Here is a 19,850-nt window from a genome sequence, read left to right on the forward strand (position 1 = left end):
CCTTGTGATCCCGCTGGGACTCGAACCCAGGACCCATACATTAAAAGTGTATTGCTCTACCAACTGAGCTACGGAATCGGTAATTATAATTATTTTTTTGGGTAAAAAAAGCCATCGCTTTAGCAAAAGCGATGGCTTTTTCCTTTGTGATCCCGCTGGGACTCGAACCCAGGACCCATACATTAAAAGTGTATTGCTCTACCAACTGAGCTACGGAATCATTTGCTATTTTAAGAAACTGACTGAACATCTTTTGTTTTTGTCATATTGTTTCCCTTAATTGCGGTGCAAAACTACGATTATTAAGAATACAATGCAAGCATACTATCTAAAAAAAGTCATATTTTTTTTATGTTTTTCTTTAGCTTTTCTACAACTAGCTTATTCTCAAAGCAATGTAGTAACACTGAAAAAAGCAGACTCACTGTACAAAGCTGATAATTTTACTCAGTCTGAGCGAATTTATGAACAACTTTTGCCTTCTATCGAAAAACCTTCAACAGCATTATTTTTAAAATTGGCCTTTTTGAAAGAAAAAAAAGGAGATTTTTTAAAAACATTGTATTACCTAAACAAGGCTTATCAACAAGACCCCAACGAGAAGATTTTATCAAAACTTAACGAGATAGCCCAGCTTCATGAATTAAAAGGATATGAATTGAACGACTTTAATTTCCTCATCCTATTCTATAAACAGTATTCTGGTTTCTTGATTGGCACCATGCTCGTGCTAAGTATTTATATTTTCTTTGTGCTGTTCACCAAGCGATATAAAAACAATAATATTCCTTTAGGTCAAAAAATATTTTTACTGATTTACATCATCGGTATTGGTACATTATTAAATCTGCCTGATAAATATCACCAAGGTATTATTAATAGAGATGGGGTTTTATTGAGAGCAGAACCTTCGGCAGTAGCCCCTGTGGTGTCTGTCATAGATAGGGGTCATCGCTTGAATTTAATCGGTGGAAATGATATTTGGAAGCGTGTTTATTGGAACGATAAATTCCTTTATTTGAAAGAAAGTGACATTTGGCTAGTAGAATGAATGTTCGGTTAATTTCCAAAAAAGCTAATTCTGACCTAGAATTAGCCTTTTTAGTGTTATTTCTTCAAAGGTGAGTCTTTTTCTTTCGCCAACGTATTAAACACTAGGTTATCAGCTAATGATGGCAACCATTTATTGATAAATACTGTAAATTTCCCTTGCAAGGTTAATACCAAATCTCTTTTGCGATGTTTTACAGCATATAAAATGCTATCTGCTACTTCTTCCGAACTCATCATGTTTCCTTCATCACGCATAGATTCTCCTTTTGAATTTCCATCCGCTCCTAAGGAAGCCACTCTGATATTAGAAGCCGTAAAACCTGGGCAAGCTGTTAATACGTGTACGCCTGAATGTAAAAGCTCTGTACGAAGTCCTTCTAAAAAACCATTCAATGCAAATTTAGACGCTGAGTAACCAACCCTTACTGGCAAACCTCTATAACCTGCTATTGATGAAATGCCTACAATTGAGCCTTTCGTTGCTTTGATATAAGGCAAAGCATATTTAGTGATAAACACTGTTCCAAAAAAGTTAATATCCATTACTTTTCTGATAACCTCTGTATCACAGTCTTCAAACATGGCTCTCATAGATACGCCTGCATTGTTGATTAAAATATCAATTTTACCATAAGCAGCGATTGTTTTCTGAACAACATCCTGATTGTCGCTTTCAATACTTACATCAGAAACAATGGGTAAATTTTCGATTCCACTTGCTGTAAGCGCTTGGCTTGTTGCTAAAAGTGCCTCTTGTTTTCTACCTGTAATAACAATTTTTGCACCTTCACGACCAAAAGCAAATGCCATTGCTTGTCCGATACCCGATGATGCCCCTGTAATAATAACAACCTTACCTTTCATAATAAAATCTGTTGCGACGTTTCTTAAAATGGTATAAATGTCATTGATAAACATTTATAATACTTCTCCTTAATACTACAAAATTCAACTAAGTTTCTGAAAACTCCTTGCTGATTGTCAATAATAATTTCAATACTTCGTATTTTTGCAAAGTATGAAAAAGAAAAATAAAGAAAATATCATTTTTGAAAATGTATTAATTGAAAATTTTGCTTCTGAAGCAAAGTGTATCAGTCGAATTGAAGATAAAGTAATTTTTATTGAAGGGCCAGTAGCACCAGGAGATTATGCTGATTTAAGAGTATTAAAATCGAAGAAAAGTTTCATGGAGGCGGTGGCTTATAATATTCGTCCCAACTCTCAGTACCGTACCCAAACGATTTGTTCTCATTTTGGTACTTGTGGCGGTTGTAAATGGCAACACATTGATTATCAAACACAATTAGACTTCAAATACAAACAAGTAGTAGATGCCTTAGAAAGAATTGCGAAAGTAGAGTTACCTGAAATCAAGCCTATTTTCCCCTCTGCTGAAACATTCTATTATCGTAATAAACTTGAATATACCTTCTCTCAAAATCGTTGGTTAACCCAAGAACAAATTAATTCTGGAGAGTCTTTCTCAAGAAATGCTTTAGGCTTCCATATTCCTAAACGTTATGATAAAATCTTGGATATTGACCATTGCTATTTACAACCCGACCCTTCGAATGCCATCCGATTGGCTTTGAGGGATTTTACGGCTAAACATAATTTAGACTATTATGAGCAAGTTCGCCAAGAAAAAGGTGCTTTAAGAAACCTCATTATCAGGACTGCTAGTTCTGGCGATTTGATGGTAGTGGTTCAATTTGCATACTGCCAACCAGAGGATATTGACTTAGTAATGAATTTTCTTGCGGAGACTTTCCCTGAAATTACTTCTTTGAATTATGTTATCAATACCAAAGGCAATGATACTTTCTTTGATTTAGAGATTGTCAACTTCAAAGGTTTACCATACATCATCGAGGAAATGGAAGATTTGAAATTTAGAGTAGGCCCTAAATCTTTCTTTCAGACCAATTCAAAACAGGCATACGAATTATACAGGATAACACGTGAATACGCTGATATCACAGAAAATGATTTTGTATACGACCTTTATACGGGTACTGGAACAATTGCTAATTTCGTAGCGCGTCAGGCCAAAAAAGTAATAGGCTTAGAATATGTAGAAATGGCGGTAGAGGATGCTAGAGTAAATTCGCAGATTAATAATGTGACTAACACTGAATTTTATGCAGGTGATATGAGAAAATTATTGAGTAGTGAATTTGTAAACAAACACGGAAGACCAGACATTGTTATTACTGACCCACCACGTGCAGGAATGGACGAGCCTGTGGTTAGGACACTCCTAGAGGCTTCCCCTAAACGAATTGTTTATGTAAGTTGTAATCCAGCTACGCAGGCAAGAGATTTAGCCCTGTTAGATGAAAAGTATCAAGTAACGGCTGTACAACCTGTAGATATGTTTCCACAGACACATCACGTGGAGAATGTTGTTAGATTAGATTTGCGTTAACATAAAAAAAGCTACCAATTAAAATTGGTAGCTTTTTTTATGCATTAATATTTTTAAAAAGGAACATCTTGGTTCGGAGAAGTACTGCCGAAAGCTGAACCTGTATTTTGAGACGGCAAATTATTGATTTTGCTACCCAACATTTTACCACCACTTTCAAAAGCGGCCGCAGGATTATCTATCTGTTGGAAAGATTGAAGGCTATCACCTGCATAGCCCATATAATCACCAGCATCTAAATCGCAGTATTTTGTATATTTTCCTATAAATCTTAATTGAACAGTATCTAATGAACCCGCACGGTTTTTAGCGATTATCAACTCTCCTATTCCAGCTACCGAATTGCCTGATTCATCTTGGGTAATACCATAATAATCTGGACGATAGATAAACATTACCATATCGGCATCTTGCTCAATCGACCCTGATTCACGCAAATCTGATAGTTGAGGCTTTTTATCTCCCCCTCTGGTTTCAACGGCACGGCTCAATTGCGATAGTGCAATCACAGGTACATTCAATTCCTTGGCAAGCTGTTTCAATGAACGAGAAATATTCGCAATCTCTTGTTCACGGTTTCCTGTCCCTTTTCCACCAGAATCACCAGACATTAGTTGAAGGTAGTCAATCACAATCATCTGAATATCATGCTGAGCTTTCAAACGGCGAGCCTTAGCCCTTAATTCCAAAATAGACAATGCTGGCGTATCATCAATAAAAATCGGTGCATTGGTCAATTTGCCAATCTTTGCATGCAACTGTGCCCATTCGTGTGGAGCAAGATTTCCTTTTCTTAATTTATCTGATTCTAGTTCTGCTTCTGCTGAAATCAAACGATTGACCAACTGAACAGACGACATCTCTAATGAAAAAAAAGCTACTGCTTGCCCGTGGTCAACGGCAGCATTTCTACAAGCTGATAGAATCAAGGCTGTTTTACCCATACCTGGGCGGGCAGCAATAATAATTAATTCTGTTTTCTGAAAGCCAGAAGTAACCCTATCTAAGGCCGTAAAACCTGTTGGTACGCCCGTTAAGCCTTCTTTTTGATTTTTCTTTAATTCAAGTTCTAATAAGGCCGAACGCATAATCTGCCCCATATCAGAATAATTCTTCCTGATATTGGCCTCTGAAATCCTAAAAAGTTCTTGCTCAATTTTGTCCAACAACATGAATACGTCGGTTGTATCTTCATAAGCCATTTTCTGAATCTCAGATGATACCGTAATCAATTGTCTTTTTAGCGAGTGTTCTACTACAATTCTGGCATGAAACTCTATATTGGCTGCTGAATTTACCCTTTGTGTCAATTCAGCTAAATATTGTACTCCTCCTGCTATTTCTAATTCCCCCGTTGTAACTAATTGGTTTTTAACCGTTAATAAGTCAATAGGTTCTGAATTGGCAAATAATTGCGTAATAGCCCCATAAATTCTTTGATGGGCTTCTTTATAAAACGATTCGACTTTTAAAATATCAATTACATCTGTTAGGGCATCACGCTCTAACATCAAAGCTCCTAGAACAGCTTCTTCTAAATCTGTTGCTTGGGGCGGAATTTTACCCAATCCAGTATCCAACCATCTGTTTTGAGCAGAGATTCGTCCACCGGCATAATTACCGTTTTTTTTATAATTTCCGTTATTTTGATTTGTTTGTTCCATTCTCAGTATTCAAGCCTTTTCGTCTAGATTTTACAAATTTTAAAATATTTCAAAAAGGAGATTTTCTTTACGCAACACAATTTTACAAAGAAATTCTTAGAAAACCGAAAAATATAAAACCAGAGATTTCATAATTTATTGATAATCAAAGTTTAAAATCATTGAATGATATTTAATCTAAAATTATGCACCAATTGATGCTTTTTTTTATTAAGTTTAAGTAGAATATTATTCAAACTTTAACATATTTCAGATTTGACAGAAAAAATAATTACCTTAGAAGACCTTGAGTTGGTTGGTTTTCTTGGTGTTGAAAACAGCAATATCAAACAAGTTGCTGCGGCGTTTCCTCAAAGTAAAATTATTTCTCGTGGAAATGAAATTACCATCCGAGGCTCACTGCCAGAGATTGTAAGAATAAATGAAATATTGGATTCGCTCATCCAACACTACCAAAAATATGGGAAGATTTCTAAAGAGCAAGTTCAATCTTACCTTACGCTAGAGAAAAATCCCGCTACTGAACCCAATGTACATCTGAAAGAGGAAGACGATGTATTATTGTATGGCACCAAAGGAGTAGTTATTAAAGTAAAAACACCCAACCAACAAAAAATGGTTGAGGCTGCTTCAAAAAATGACATTGTTTTCGCCGTTGGCCCTGCTGGAACTGGAAAAACGTATACTGCTGTTGCGATTGCAGTAAAAGCATTAAAAAATAAAGAAGTAAAAAAAATAATTATTACTCGTCCTGCTGTGGAGGCTGGTGAGAATCTAGGTTTTTTGCCGGGTGACTTAAAAGAGAAAATAGATCCATATCTTCGTCCTATTTATGATGCTTTAGATGATATGATTCAGCCCGAAAAGCTGAAATATTTTATCGAAAACAGGGTCATTGAAATTGCTCCGTTAGCGTATATGCGTGGTAGAACGCTCAATAATGCTTTTATTTTATTGGATGAAGCACAAAATACTACGCCAATGCAAATGAAAATGTTCTTGACAAGGATGGGGATACAATCTAAAGTAATTATCACTGGTGATAAAACTCAAATTGACTTACCAACTAAAGTAAAATCGGGTCTGGCAGAAGCTAGTAGGATTCTAGACAACATCAAAGGCATTGCTTTTGTAGAATTAGATGGCAAAGATGTGGTTCGTCACCGCTTAGTTCGTGACATTATCATGGCTTACGAAAAATCAGAAGCACAGAAATAACCTTCCAATAAATTACACGACTCTCACTAAAACGGCTTTAATTTGTATTTTTTATAAAAAAATGCAGGTTAAAGCCATTTTTTATGTTCAGCTTTCAATAAACTATTACCCAAAATGAGAAAACTACTATACATATTAATCATTTTACTGCCTTCTACCCTATTGGCACAAGATAAATGTGGTGTTGCATTAGATAATAAAAAAATGCAAGAAAAATATAACGATTGGAATCAACGAAAATCTTTGTTTGAAAGTCAAATTCAAGTCATACAAAATCAACGTAAAAATAGCCTTGCCAGAATAGAAGATAAAATATATACCATTCCTGTAGTTGTACATATTGTTCATAATAATACAAATAATGTTATCGGAGGTGCAAACAACATTAATATTTCTGACGCCCAAATAATGTCACAGATTCAGATATTGAATGAAGATTACCGAAAAAAGCTTGGAACAAATGGTTATAACACTAATCCTGTAGGGACTGATATGGAAATAAATTTCAAATTAGCTGACAGAGACCCAAACGGAAATGCTACCACTGGTATTACTCGTACTTATTTCAGACAAAGTGGATTTAATTTTGTGGAGGAAAAAACAAAAATTGCGACTATTATTCAATGGGACAATACAAAGTACTTGAATATTTGGGTAACACGTGGGAATAATGGCATAATAGGCTATGCAAGTTTCCCTTATGATAGTAAATTGGAAGGCTTGGGAGCTAATTCGCAAAATATTAGTGAGCAAGAATTATTTGATGGCGTGATTATTGATTATAGAAACTTTGGGAATTGTTGTGGAACATTAAGCCAATCTTACAACTTGGGTAGAACCACCACGCATGAAGTAGGCCATTGGCTGGGTTTACTACATCCTAATGGCGATGAGTATTGTGGTACCGACTATTGTAATGATACACCCCAAATAGAAAGCTTGAATCTAAATACAACCTGTGATAAACTGACATCCAATTGTACTAGTACCAGTATTGCGAATATGATTGAAAACTATATGGACTATTCGCCTGACAGGTGTATGAATGTATTTACAGTTGACCAAAAGAATAGAACCAGAGCAGCGCTAAGTTTAAGTACGAAAAGAAAGCTGTTATTAGATAATGCAGAGCCCCTCACGGACTCAGAACGATTGCAAGTGATTGTGACGCCTAATCCTATTAATCCTGCGGTTAATGGTAGTATTAAATTGAAAGTGACCTTTAAAGATGAAAAGGATTTATTAATTCAACTGCATGATTTAAGAGGTATTTTAGTGGATGAGAAAGTCTTGACGCAACAAAGAAGTGGTTATTATTATTTTGATTCAGAATCGCTTGCTACGGGCTACTACATTGTTAATGTAAACGCCTCTGGAGAGATTGCATCAAAAAAGGTTTTAATTACACGGTAATTTATTGCAGAAAATAAGAACAAAGTTCTTCAACTATATGTTGTTAAATCAATAAGCTAGTGTTAAAACCTTTGTTGACTAACTACATAAATTAAAAATCATGGATAAAATACAAAAAATCAAGCAAGCCTATATTGAGTATTTTCTTGAAAATGGAAATCAACCTCCTACTGTATTTGCTTTTACCAAAAAGCTCAAAATGAAAGAGAGTGATTTTTATGAATATTATAATTCATTCGAGCTATTGGAAAGTGACATTTGGTTAGGTTTTTTTAATGAAACAAAGGCTAAAATTGAAGCTGAAGAAATCTACGCAACGTATAGTGTACGTGAAAAGCTTTTAGCATTTTACTATACGTGGATTGAAGTACTAAAACAACACAGAAGTTATACTACTGAGACGTGGCGACAGATTGATAAACGTAGACTAAAAACACCTGCTTTTATGGTTGACTTAAAAGTAGCATTTAAAGATTTTGCCCGTGATTTAATCTTTGAAGGAAAAGAAAGTAATGAGGTTCAACCAAGAAAATTTATTGATGAAAGATACCCTGATGCCTTCTGGTTACAGTTCTTGATGGTACTTAATTTTTGGGTAAAAGATAAGACAAAAGATTTTCAACAAACAGATGCGATGATTGAAAAGTCGGTCAATACATCATTTGATTTGATGGCTTCATCGGCGCTAGACTCTGTCATCGACTTTGCAAAATTCATGTTTCAAAATAGATAATAGAAAAAATATATTCTCAATGTTTAATTTAGAATTATAACCATAACATATTTGATAGCCAACAACTTAATATTTTAACATATTGATTAATTGGCTAATAAAACATGGATATAGATTTTCTCTATGATAATGAAAGAACAAAATTCAATACCAACTTCTAAAGTTGCACGTGCTACAAAATTTGTAAAAACAGGCGTAAAAATTGGTGGTAATTATTTAAAACACAATGTCAAAAAAATAATTGACCCCACTATAAGTCGTGATGAATTACACCAAGATAATGCTACAGACATCTACGCTTCTTTGAGTGAGATGAAAGGTTCTGCCCTCAAAGTTACGCAAATGTTAAGCATGGACAAAGGAATGTTGCCAAGAGCTTACAGAGAAAAATTTGCGATGTCTCAGTACTCTGCGCCGCCCCTTTCTGGTCCTTTAGTAATGAAAACTTTTAGGAAATATTTTGGCAAATCACCCCTTGAGCTTTATGATACTTTCGAGATAAATGCTAGTAATGCAGCCTCTATCGGGCAAGTACACAAGGCTACAAAAAATGGCAAATCGTTAGCAGTTAAAATACAATATCCGGGTGTTTCAGAAAGTATTGGTAGTGACTTGAAAATGATTCGTCCGATTGCCATTGCCATGTTTGGTTTGAATGAAAATGATGTTGATAGGTATATGGGGGAAGTAGCCGAAAAGCTCATTGAAGAAACCGATTACTTATTAGAATTAAAACGCTCGGTGGAAATCTCAGAAGCCTGTGCGCATTTAAATGGTTTATTTTTCCCGAAATATTACGCTGATTTATCATGTGAAAAAATCTTGACAATGGACTGGCTAGATGGTCTTCATTTAAACGAGTTTTTGAAAACGAATCCATCTCAAGAAATTAGGAACCAGATAGGGCAAGCGCTGTGGGATTTCTATGATTTTCAGATACATACGCTCAGACAAGTACATGCTGACCCTCACCCAGGGAATTTCTTGATGAGAAAAGACGGAACAATGGGCGTGATTGATTTTGGCTGTATAAAAGTAATTAATGATGAGTTCTATGATAATTACTTTGCTCTGCTCAATTTTGATAACTTAGAAGATAATGAGAAAACGGAGGAGATTTTCAAAACGTTGGACTTTATCACAAAGGTCGATTCAGCGAAAGAAGCTGTATTCTTTAGGGATTTGTTTAAAGAAATGATTTTCTTACTAGGCAAACCTTTTGCAGTAGAAGAATTTGATTTTGCCGACGACGATTATTTTGAAAGCATTTATTTATATGCGGAGAAACTACAAAACCTTGATGAGCTAAAAAACTCTAAGGTGGCACGTGGTTCACAGCACGGACTATACATCAATCGTACTTATTTTGGCTTGTATTCAATCTTGAACGAACTGAAAGCAAAAGTGACTACAACGCGCCCAGAATGGCTCAGATCGCAAGCATTGAGCCTTTGCTAATTTTTTTAGGCGTTAACATCCTCGATTAAAGAACTGTTAACGCCTAAAAAAAATCTTTCCTTTAGAAAGGTAAATCCTGATCATCTTCGCTGAACGAAGGCAAGTCTGCAGCAGGAGCAGCAGGCTTAGAAGGAGCTGAAGGTCTTGATGAAGCCGCAGGAGACGACGAACCCGCTGATGGGCTTGGAGCATCACTCGCTAAATCAATTCTATAAGCTCTTAAATCGGTATACCATCTTTCATTATACTCGCGTGATTCTACGCTAAACGTCACTTTCAGCTTATCGCCCAAAGAGAACGTTTTTAAATCCGCAGATTTGTCACCCCATGCAGTAAAACAAGCTTTTTTAGGATATTGCTCTTCCGTTTCAAGGACAAAATCTTGTTTAACCCAAGCACCATTTTTTCCTTGACCACTCACTTCTGGGAGCACTTTTATCAAACTACCTTCAAATTCTAATGCCATTGTGATATTTTTTTTATTTTTTCCTTAATTGTATCCTTGATTCTCAACGGTTTAATTAAACCAACTTCAAACATGGTTGCCTCGCCTCTGAAAATCTTTGCAATTAAGTAAATTTTCTTTAATTTCGCACCATCAAAAAAGGCAATGTGGTGGAATTGGTAGACACGCTACTTTGAGGTGGTAGTGGGAGTTATCCTGTAGGAGTTCGAGTCTCCTCATTGTCACATAAAAAAACATCTTTGGAAAATTCCAAAGATGTTTTTGTTTTTCTGTCTATTATTGTTTTTTCACTGGGGGTGCAGGCGGTGCCACTGGGGGTGCCGGTGGCGATGGTGGTTCTGGTGCATCAGGCGTCGAAACGTTTATTGAACCGTTCATTTTAGTTCTTATCGAAGCTGGCAAATACTTTTGAATTTCTTTGGCATGCAATTCGATTTCCTTTCCTAATGCTTCTATGGGTTTTGCTTGAAATTCAATTAGTTTACTTAAACTATCCATCGGAGCACTATGAATATTCATCTTCTCTCCTATCTTTTCCATTTCAGCGCCATACTTATCCATTTGATCTCCCAATACTTTCATTTGCTTTTCAATTTGGTCCATCTCAGCTTCAACATTTTTCTTAGCTTGTGAACCATCTTTTAGATTAATCATCTGAGTAGCAAGCTTACCTTGCTTTTCGCCTAGTTTTCCTAGCTGAGTCCCTAGTCCTGAAACCTTTGCTGAAAATTCATTCATTGGCTTGCTCTGATCATTGATTTTTTGACTATAGACTGAAATTTCTTTTGAAAGTGCCTCTATCTTTTGAGAGTGAGGTTCCATTTGCTTTTCCAATTTATTAATCACTTGTAATTCTTGGGCTACTTTAATACTATCTGGACCTGATAGAATAATCTTTTCACCATTGAAATATAAATTTCCATCAGAAATATTGAAATTATTATTGAAGTCATGTCTAACAATCTTAGGGGCTTTTTTAGGAGGTTTAGGTACCTTAGGGCTTTTCGGAGCTTTCGGAGGCTCAGGAATCGTTTGTGCTTCAGCATTGTTTGGCAAATTAACAAAAACTAGTGTTGTAAGCACAAATAATGACATGACGATAATCCCTGCATAATTGACTGATTTCACTTTCTTTACTCCTAAAATTCTTTGTACTCTACCTAGTAGAGTTTGTTTTTTTCCTGCAAATCCCATGGCTAATGTAAGGTTTGTTTGTTGTTGAAAAATTTCGACTTTTGTAAGTGCTTTTACTAAATGAATGTTGTTACCGCATAATTCAATGGCTAAATCATCACAGCAGTTTTCTCGTTCTTCACGAATTTTTGCTGAAATCCACCAAGTAGCTGGGTGAAAAAAGAAAAGTATCTCTACGATTGATTGCACGATATTAATCAAATAATCATGTCGTTTGATATGTGCTAGTTCATGGGCTAAGATGGCTTCAATCTCTTTGTTGGATAAGCCCGTCAGTAAACCAATGGGTAATAATATGACAGGTTGTAAAAAACCAATTGTCATCGGCGTAGTAGCTAGGGATGATTCCAATAAATTAATGCCTTTGCCAATATTTACTTTTCTCAATAATTCGTTGAAGATATCCAACGTGTCGCCATGTACAGACTTTGTGTGTTTCCAACGCAGTTGTTCCGTATAAATATACCCTCCCATTAATCGAACCGACAAAAATACAGTACCTATTAACCAAGCTGATACCAATAAATTCAGGTTGTTTGAAAGCAATAGTTGGAAATCATTCCAAAGATTAGTGCTTGAAGAAAGCGTAGAGGCATCTGATAAGTTAGTTTTCGTAAGCTTGTCAAAAGTAAAATTACTTTTAGTGCTTAAGGAAACGGAGTTTTCTTCAAAAACCATTAAAAATGTAACAACAGTTGCTAATAATTGACCAAACAAACCCGAAAAACCCAACCAGTACCTTTTAGTAGCCGATTTCTTGGATAAAAAGAAAGCACCCTTTAAGACAATAGCAACTATGATTAATTGCCAAACTGAGTGAAGTAAAGTCCAGCCTATGGCTGTCATTACATTTTCTGGAAAAAAATTCAACATTAATTTCATTGATTTAGAAAGGGGTTAAATTTTGATATTTTAAAAAGGTTTAGGAGTTGTCTTCAATTTGTGCAATCAATTTTTTAATTTCATCTAACTCTTCTTTAGAAGCTTGATGATTTCCCAATGTTTGCATGACTAGTTTCATCGCCGAACCTCTAAAAGCAGTATCCACAAATTTGTCTACTAAAAATTGCTGTGTGGCTTCTTCACTAATGGCTGCTTCGTATAAATGATAACGGCCTTCTTCTATACGTGATACTATCTTTTTTTCAAACATAATTTGAAGAAGTTTCAACGTAGTAGTATAGCCGATATCTCTCACTTTCGACAATTCATCATTTACTTGTCTTACACTAGCTTTACCCAGAGACCAAAGTACTTGAAGAATTTGTAGTTCAGATTCTGTAGGTTTGATAGGTTCCATTTGCATTCAATATTTGTTACGAATTATTTCGTAACAAATATACTACGAAACAATTCGTATAAACAAATTTATCTACGAATATTTTCGTAAATAAATTTATAAGGTTATTATTTCACCTCAAACGGTCAATATTGTGGGTGAAAATTATTCAGATTTATCAAATAAAGATGGGACGCTCAGTGGCTTAGGGCGTGGCGGCGTTTCATATAACAAGGCTTTATCGACTTGATTAATCACAAAAGCTAAATCTTCAGGATTGTTGAGGTAGTCCAGATTATTTACATCTAAAATCAACAATTTCCCATAAGTATAGTTTTCGGTGAAGGCATCATAATGGTTATTCAAATCTTGTAGGTATTCTACCGAAATATTTGCTTCAAAATCTCTTCCTCTTTTTTTGATTTGAGCAACCAACTTGGGCATATCAGCTTTCAAATAAATCGTGAGGTCGGGTGCTTTTACCGAAGTCATCATTAAGTCAAAAATGCCTTTATAAGTTAGGTAGTCATTTTCAGACATAATTCCGCCTTGATAAAGATTCTGAGCAAAAATGTAAGCATCTTCATAAATCGTTCTGTCCTGAATGATTCGTTTATTAGACTGCTGGATTTGTAGTACTTGTTCGTACCTGCTTTTCAAAAAATACAATTGCAAATGAAAGGCCCATCGAGACATATCTTCATAAAAATCAGCTAAGTATGGATTTCCCTCTACAGCTTCAAATAATACTTCCCATCCAAAATGATCTGCTAATTTTTTAGCTAGCGATGTTTTCCCAGCTCCGATGTTTCCAGTTACGGCAATGTGCATTGTATATTTTATTAAAATTGATGAATTAAAAAGTGGAAATGTTCTGTAAACAACCCATTTAGGGTTAACTCTTTCTTTTAAAACAAACGGCTGACAGTTTAATTAACTGCCAACATACAAATTTCGGTCTTTTTAGGTTTAAAATCAAAATACGTTTATTGCTTATGAACGATAATAAAACAAAAAGACCTTCCTTACGAAGGTCTAGCTAATGCTAATATTTATACTTTTTCAAAAATTTCATTTTGCTACTGACTTCTTTAATCCATTCACGAGCCATCAATTCATGCCCAAAAACGGTTGGATGAACACCATCCCAAATCCAGTACTCGCCTTCAGCCTTTTTAAAAGCTTTGTCGAACATCGCTGGATAATCAATCAATACAGCATCATATTCTTTAGCGAGTTTTTTCACAACCTCCGCTCTTTCCTTAGTTTCTTTCTGCCAAGCCTCATAATTATCTTTCTTCGCTCTGATGGGATAGACAAAAGGAATACCCAATACAAAAATTATAGTTGGATTATTCGCTTTACATTGGTCTAGCAAATCTCTGTAACCTATCTCAAATTGTGCTACATCAGGTGATTCATTAGGCTTGGCAAAAACAGCATTTACATCATTAATACCAATCAGAAGACTCAATACATCTGGTTTTAAATCAAGCGTATCTTGTTTCCATCTTTTCTGCAAGTCTGGGATTCTGTTTCCACTAATTCCTCTATTATAAAAAGCAAAGCCTGCTTCAGGAAAATCTGCTCCTATCCTACTTGCTACACCATAGGCATAACCATGCCCCATGATATGATTGGGGTCTGTATTTCTTCCCCTATTGCCGTCAGTAATTGAATCTCCTTGAAAAAGAAAGGTAAGTTTTGCGGGTATTTCTATTTTCTCAGCCTTTATATCCAAAGGTTTTATGATAGATACCAAGCCAGTAACAAAACTCGATTGAAGAAATATGCGTCTTGTAAATAAGTTTTTCATGTTAAACAGCGATTTGTTAGCTAAAAATCTTTTCTCGTTATCAAAAGACTCTTAGCCAACAAAATACTACTTATTTTTAGTTTTTCTTCAATTGAGTTGTCGACTATTTGATGGCCCACTGAATTGAATATTTAGTATAGGGCACTAATGAAGGTTTTCTAACCATACAGCTAAAAAGTAAATTCCTGTTTTTCCAGATAAGCATCATGAAAAAGAACTTATAAATAATATTATCAGATTTCTTTTCAAACAATTTGTTTAGCCTACTTGTAAACTTCAATTGCTCGGCTGGTATTTTATTATATTTCAAGAATTGGCTCATGTGGTTGAATGCATCTTTACGGTGCTTGATAAAACTTTGATTGCCATTCGTTGAAAAGTCAATGGAAGCATTTTTACCATGCACTCTTTGAAAGACCAATACTTCATTCAGATAACTTACTCCGCCATTACAAGCTGCGACGACGGTCATCCACCAATCATAGAAAAAGCCTTCGGCACTAGGAAAAGGAATTACCTCTTTTAAAAAGCTTTTCTTCACCAACATTGCATGACCACTAACGGTGTTATAGAAAAACAACTTACGTGGGTCATTACCAGAAAATCTTAGGTAGTTAGGCGTCGGTTGCGGATTTACAGGAACTTCTCCATTAAATCTAATTGAATCACAATGAATAATAGGCGTATCTTCTGTCCACGCCTCCATTAGTCTTTGGATTTTATTTAATGCCCAAATATCATCTTGGTCAGCAATCGCAATAATATCACCATTAGCAGCCATTAATGCTTGCTGAAAGTTGACATTAAAACCTAAATTCTTTTCATTGCGCTGAATCGATAAAATAGGATATTTTACCTTTAGTTCTTGTAACTTATCCCACGTTCCATCCGTTGATGCATCATCAAAAATAAGAATCTCTGTTAGTGGATATGTTTGTTTAATAATACAATCTAATTGTTCTTCAATAAAATTGACCCCATTATAAGTACACATTACAACACTAATACTTACAGGATTCTGAGTAGTCTCTAATGACATGATTTTAAAATAAGGATTTAAAAATAAATTTAGTATGGCTAATAATGATTAATTCTTTCGATAATCTATACAAATGTTATTCATTTGAATGAAATTTTAATCATCTTAAATGGTGTTTTATATAGACGAATAATAACCCTCATCAAAAGCCTATATTTTTATTTGATGTTATCAAATGGTAATAATGTAATAAGAAAAAAACACCACTAAAATGTTAATCATTGAATGTTTTGCTGATAGTAAGGATTAATAAGCACACCCAATAAAATAATTTAATATAACTTAGGATTCACTTTTAGATGACATAAAAATATGTTTAAACCTCTAAGAGATTTAAACATTGAAACTTTAAAGTAAAATGGTATAAGATTTTTCTAAAATTCCGCTTTTTGAGGGAATTGAGGTGAGATTTTATTATAATTTGATATTCTAGGCTTCTTTTAGAGCCTACTTTCCAAGTAATTCTCTTAGTTTAATACAAGAAAATAAGCAGTTAGGAAAAGATATTTCTTATTTGAGTACAACACAAATTAAAAATCAAATATCACAGTAAACTACAACAAATATTGAGCCAATTATTTATGCGAAAACTAATTTTATTAATTATCCTTTTTACGTTTGCTCAACAAACGCTTTTTTCTCAATCCATTACCGCTGGCAATCCTGTTTTTAAAGGTTGGTATGCTGACCCCGAGGGAATAATATTTGATAAAACCTATTGGATTTATCCGACTTACTCAGCCCCTTATAGTAAACAAGTATTCTTTGATGCCTTTTCTTCCAAAGATTTAGTGACTTGGACGAAGCATTCAAAGATATTGGATACTGCTAATGTGAAATGGGCTAAAAGAGCCGTTTGGGCTCCTTCAATTATTAAAAAAGGAGGAAAATACTATTTATTTTTTGGAGCAAATGATATCCAGAACGACCAAGAGTATGGTGGTATTGGGGTTGCCGTGGCTGACAAACCTTCGGGGCCTTTTAAGGATTATCTTAAAAAACCTTTAATCGACAAATTTTATAATGGCGCTCAGCCTATCGACCAGTTCGTTTTTAAAGATAATGACGAATATTATTTAATTTATGGTGGCTGGAAACATTGTAATATTGCTCATTTGAAAAAAGACTTTACGGGATTTATTCCTTATGCTGATGGAAGTATTTTCAAGGAAATTACTCCTGAAAACTACGTTGAAGGACCTTTTATGTTTAAAAAGAATGGTAAGTATTACTTTATGTGGTCTGAAGGTGGCTGGACTGGCCCTGACTATTGTGTAGCTTATGCCATTGCCGATTCGCCATTTGGACCTTTTAAACGTATTGGTAAAATTTTACAGCAAGACCCTAAAATTGCTAGGGGTGCGGGGCATCACTCAGTGATTAAAAATCCTAAGACAGACGATTGGTACATTGTGTACCATAGAAGACCGTTGACAGAGACTGATGGAAATGCCCGTGTTACTTGTATCGATAAAATGTTTTTTGATGAAAACGGACTTATCAAACCTGTAATTATTACAAATGAAGGTGTTGAGAAGAATACAATTAAGTAAAAAGATAAATTGATTATTGAAATCAAAAAGAGTGGTCAGAAATTAGTTTTTTTGACCACTCTTTTTTGTTTTATGGATATAGATGATAGTTCCGTTGGGAACACTACCTCGGTAGAATGGTAAAAACATCCTCAGTACCTTCCCTTAAAATTCAACCCGATAACTTAGATTTGGAATAAAAAGTCCTTCTCTGTATTCATCTACCATCTTAGTGATATAATTGTATTGAAAACCCATAAACTCTTTATACATCGTAGCATTGATGATTTTTAAAGCAATTTCTCTACTAGTTTTCTTCTTGTTAATCTTGAAGCTTGCCGTAAGGTGTGACGTAAAAGCTGAAGGCAATTGCTTCGAAAAAGCCAGCGTTTCATCAAATTTTACTTCTTGAGCTTTTTGTGAAGCTTTTTCATCTAATGGTGAATAATGGTCACCTCCTTGATAACTCAATCGGATATTAATCCCAAATACATTTTGCTGATTTTTGCCCATTTGCCATTCTTTTCCTGTTAAAAAATTAAAGGCATAGTTTCTATTATATCTCGTATTCCGCCACACTCCGTCTCCTCCTCTATACGTTGAGCTAAAAACAGACGCTGTAACCATATAGTAAAATCCACTTGACAGATATTTTTCAAAAGTGATGTCTATCCCATAGTTCCGTCCTTCCCCTGTATTTTGTAAGGCGTCTTTAAAGAACCAATCGTTGGTTAAGTTAATGGTTGAAAACGAACTATCTTTTATCACAGGTACATTAAACAGTTTTTGATAATATCCTTCAATTTTTAAATGATGAAACTCAGATAAATTCAGGTCATAACCCAATACAAAATGGTGTACTTTTGTAAAGTCAAGGTTTTTATTGAGATTCTCTTGTCCATTTTTTACAAAGTAATAGTTCAAGCGTTCTAAACGGCTATGCAAACCATACCCAATACTGAAAGTCTGAGTTTCAGCAAAGCGATATTTGATACGTAAGCGTGGTTCAATAGTATAATGATTATTCAATGTAAATAACTGACCATTCGCTCCTACATTCATCGTTACTTTCTCCGAAAAATTAATCGTTGAATTGGTATAAGCCGAAAGCAAAAAGCTTTTGACTTTTTCTTCTACCACTTTTTCCAAAGGTTTACCAAGCGTTGGGGCATTTTGTAGGGAAATATCATAATGCATACTCGTCGCCACTATTCCTGTTTTGTTGGTATGTTTCGAACTAAACTTCGTGTTCAAATATGAATTAAAAACAAGACTGATATTTTGATTATTAATCCTATTTTTAGGCAAAATCTGTGATATATCATTGATTCTATCAGTTGTTAAATCAATACCATTGATAGTAGAAGCAAAAGTTGTTTTTAAATACTGCGTATCGTTTAAGAATATTTTATGACTGATACCACTCACCGCCATAAACTGTTTAACAGACTGATTTTCTTTATCGGTATCGTATTTCCATTCCGCCTTATCCTCTTTTATCTTAGCGCTAGAATTATCTAGCAAACCAATGCCCCAGAATGAAAATGTACCCGCCTTTTTAGTAGGAAAATTAAGCTTGAAGGAAAAGTCTTGGTACTTCACTCCCCCTGCATTATCTGGCAAAAGTGGCTCTAATAATGCCATGGTTGAATAGCGATAATTAAAAAGATAAGATGATTTACCCCCCGACTTAAATGGTCCTTCTGACGAAACATCAATCCCTGTAAGTCCCACTTGAAAAGTATGCTCGGCTTTGTTGTTATTACCTTTCCGCATAAAAATATCGAATACTCCCGAAAGTGCATTACTATATTCAGCAGGGAACGCTCCAGAAAAGAAATCTGAATTGGCTAATAGTTGGCTACTAAGAGCTGTTAATCCTCCTCCTCCAAAACTACTCAAATCTGCAAAGTGATTAGGATTTGGAATTTCTACACCTTCTAACTTCCATTGTAAAGCTTGAGGGTTATTGCCTCGTACCACGATTGCATTATTTCCTACATTGCTAGTCACTCCTGCAAAGGATGAAACCAGTCTGGCTGGGTCATCAAACCCACCAGCATACCGTTTAGCTTCTTCTACACTAAGCATTCTTGCACTGAGTGTAGCGGTATTATTGAGCGGTTGTTCTTTATTCACATGGGGTTTTACCGTAACTTCAGCCAGCGTAGTGGTACTTTCTTTCATGGAGACAGTCAGAAAAACTTCTTTTGATGACGACAATACAATCTCTTTCATCAAAATAGGCTCATAGCCAACCATGCTTACTTGAATATTATATCTGCCTACACTTATATTCTTGATGGTAAAGTTTCCCGAGGCATCTGTTTGCGTGCCAAATTTGGTATTGAGGATTAAAACATTGGCAGAAGGAAGGGCGGCATTAGAAGCATTGTCGATTACTACACCCCTCAAAGTCTGAGTTGGCTGTTGTGCTTTTGACGGGAATAACAATATTCCAAGAAGCAGTAATAGTAGGTTAATTTTTAGCATAATTGTATGAGTAAATCGGTTTAATGTGAAAGCACAAAGGTCTTTCATAACCTATTTTCAT

At 35.1% G+C, this 19,850-nt stretch carries 16 protein-coding genes and 3 tRNA genes; 8 read left to right on the forward strand and 11 right to left on the reverse strand.

Features of this window, described 5'->3' with window-relative positions; translation table 11 throughout:
* Window positions 1–5: 5 nt before the first annotated feature.
* Window positions 6–78: transfer RNA gene (locus AC07N0_RS16315), tRNA-Lys, on the reverse strand.
* A 69-nt stretch (window positions 79–147) separates the two neighbouring features.
* A tRNA-Lys gene (locus AC07N0_RS16320) sits at window positions 148–220 on the reverse strand.
* A 93-nt stretch (window positions 221–313) separates the two neighbouring features.
* Between AC07N0_RS16320 and AC07N0_RS16325 the strand changes: the two genes are divergently transcribed.
* On the forward strand, window positions 314–1,051 hold the full coding sequence (locus AC07N0_RS16325) for a tetratricopeptide repeat protein (RefSeq protein ID WP_494590021.1): 738 nt from the start codon (window positions 314–316) through the stop codon (window positions 1,049–1,051).
* Window positions 1,052–1,107: 56 nt separating this feature from the next.
* Here AC07N0_RS16325 and AC07N0_RS16330 read toward each other — a convergent pair whose 3' ends face one another.
* Entirely contained in the window at window positions 1,108–1,917 is an 810-nt protein-coding gene (locus tag AC07N0_RS16330; RefSeq protein WP_494590022.1) for an SDR family oxidoreductase, read from the reverse strand.
* A 154-nt stretch (window positions 1,918–2,071) separates the two neighbouring features.
* Between AC07N0_RS16330 and rlmD the strand changes: the two genes are divergently transcribed.
* On the forward strand, window positions 2,072–3,484 hold the full coding sequence (gene rlmD, locus AC07N0_RS16335) for a 23S rRNA (uracil(1939)-C(5))-methyltransferase RlmD (protein ID WP_494590023.1): 1,413 nt from the start codon (window positions 2,072–2,074) through the stop codon (window positions 3,482–3,484).
* 53 nt (window positions 3,485–3,537) lie between these two features.
* Here rlmD and dnaB read toward each other — a convergent pair whose 3' ends face one another.
* The gene (gene dnaB, locus AC07N0_RS16340; protein WP_492799346.1) at window positions 3,538–5,148 is read right to left on the reverse strand and encodes a replicative DNA helicase; all 1,611 of its coding nucleotides are present in this window, start codon (window positions 5,146–5,148) and stop codon (window positions 3,538–3,540) included.
* Between the two features lie 255 nt (window positions 5,149–5,403).
* Here dnaB and AC07N0_RS16345 point away from each other — a divergent pair, with 255 nt between their 5' ends.
* The 4 genes from AC07N0_RS16345 (at window position 5,404) to AC07N0_RS16360 (ending at window position 9,970) form a co-directional block, all read left to right on the forward strand.
* Window positions 5,404–6,366: a PhoH family protein gene (locus AC07N0_RS16345; RefSeq protein WP_492799345.1), complete on the forward strand. Its 963-nt coding sequence runs from the start codon at window positions 5,404–5,406 to the stop codon at window positions 6,364–6,366.
* A gap of 114 nt (window positions 6,367–6,480) precedes the next feature.
* The gene (locus tag AC07N0_RS16350) at window positions 6,481–7,779 is read left to right on the forward strand and encodes a M43 family zinc metalloprotease (protein WP_494590024.1); all 1,299 of its coding nucleotides are present in this window, start codon (window positions 6,481–6,483) and stop codon (window positions 7,777–7,779) included.
* Between the two features lie 100 nt (window positions 7,780–7,879).
* Window positions 7,880–8,512, forward strand: a complete 633-nt coding sequence (locus tag AC07N0_RS16355; RefSeq protein WP_494590025.1) for a TetR family transcriptional regulator C-terminal domain-containing protein — start codon at window positions 7,880–7,882, stop codon at window positions 8,510–8,512.
* Between the two features lie 129 nt (window positions 8,513–8,641).
* Complete coding sequence (locus AC07N0_RS16360; RefSeq protein ID WP_494590026.1) at window positions 8,642–9,970, forward strand: ABC1 kinase family protein; 1,329 nt, start codon at window positions 8,642–8,644, stop codon at window positions 9,968–9,970.
* Window positions 9,971–10,031: 61 nt separating this feature from the next.
* Here the strand turns inward: AC07N0_RS16360 and AC07N0_RS16365 are convergent, their stop codons facing one another.
* Complete coding sequence (locus tag AC07N0_RS16365; RefSeq protein ID WP_492799341.1) at window positions 10,032–10,436, reverse strand: DUF3127 domain-containing protein; 405 nt, start codon at window positions 10,434–10,436, stop codon at window positions 10,032–10,034.
* Between the two features lie 140 nt (window positions 10,437–10,576).
* On the opposite strand from AC07N0_RS16365, the gene AC07N0_RS16370 reads away from it, so the two are divergent.
* Window positions 10,577–10,660: transfer RNA gene (locus AC07N0_RS16370), tRNA-Leu, on the forward strand.
* A 52-nt stretch (window positions 10,661–10,712) separates the two neighbouring features.
* Here AC07N0_RS16370 and AC07N0_RS16375 read toward each other — a convergent pair.
* The 5 genes from AC07N0_RS16375 to AC07N0_RS16395 form a co-directional block, all read right to left on the reverse strand.
* Window positions 10,713–12,503 carry a M56 family metallopeptidase gene (locus AC07N0_RS16375; RefSeq protein WP_494590027.1) on the reverse strand — a complete coding sequence of 597 codons (1,791 nt, stop codon included), beginning with the start codon at window positions 12,501–12,503 and terminating at the stop codon, window positions 10,713–10,715.
* A gap of 49 nt (window positions 12,504–12,552) precedes the next feature.
* Window positions 12,553–12,921: a BlaI/MecI/CopY family transcriptional regulator gene (locus AC07N0_RS16380; protein WP_309916896.1), complete on the reverse strand. Its 369-nt coding sequence runs from the start codon at window positions 12,919–12,921 to the stop codon at window positions 12,553–12,555.
* 153 nt (window positions 12,922–13,074) lie between these two features.
* On the reverse strand, window positions 13,075–13,740 hold the full coding sequence (locus tag AC07N0_RS16385; protein WP_494590028.1) for a deoxynucleoside kinase: 666 nt from the start codon (window positions 13,738–13,740) through the stop codon (window positions 13,075–13,077).
* A 214-nt stretch (window positions 13,741–13,954) separates the two neighbouring features.
* Entirely contained in the window at window positions 13,955–14,725 is a 771-nt protein-coding gene (locus AC07N0_RS16390; protein WP_494590029.1) for an SGNH/GDSL hydrolase family protein, read from the reverse strand.
* 103 nt (window positions 14,726–14,828) lie between these two features.
* A complete protein-coding gene (locus tag AC07N0_RS16395) occupies window positions 14,829–15,764 on the reverse strand; it encodes a glycosyltransferase (protein ID WP_494590030.1) in 936 nt (311 codons plus the stop codon).
* A gap of 581 nt (window positions 15,765–16,345) precedes the next feature.
* Between AC07N0_RS16395 and AC07N0_RS16400 the strand changes: the two genes are divergently transcribed.
* The gene (locus AC07N0_RS16400; RefSeq protein ID WP_494590031.1) at window positions 16,346–17,317 is read left to right on the forward strand and encodes a glycoside hydrolase family 43 protein; all 972 of its coding nucleotides are present in this window, start codon (window positions 16,346–16,348) and stop codon (window positions 17,315–17,317) included.
* A 144-nt stretch (window positions 17,318–17,461) separates the two neighbouring features.
* Here the strand turns inward: AC07N0_RS16400 and AC07N0_RS16405 are convergent, their stop codons facing one another.
* Window positions 17,462–19,789 carry a TonB-dependent receptor gene (locus AC07N0_RS16405; RefSeq protein WP_494590032.1) on the reverse strand — a complete coding sequence of 776 codons (2,328 nt, stop codon included), beginning with the start codon at window positions 19,787–19,789 and terminating at the stop codon, window positions 17,462–17,464.
* Between the last annotated feature and the right edge of the window lie 61 nt (window positions 19,790–19,850).

The organism is Arcicella sp. GW821-FHT09D11 (assembly GCF_059416265.1).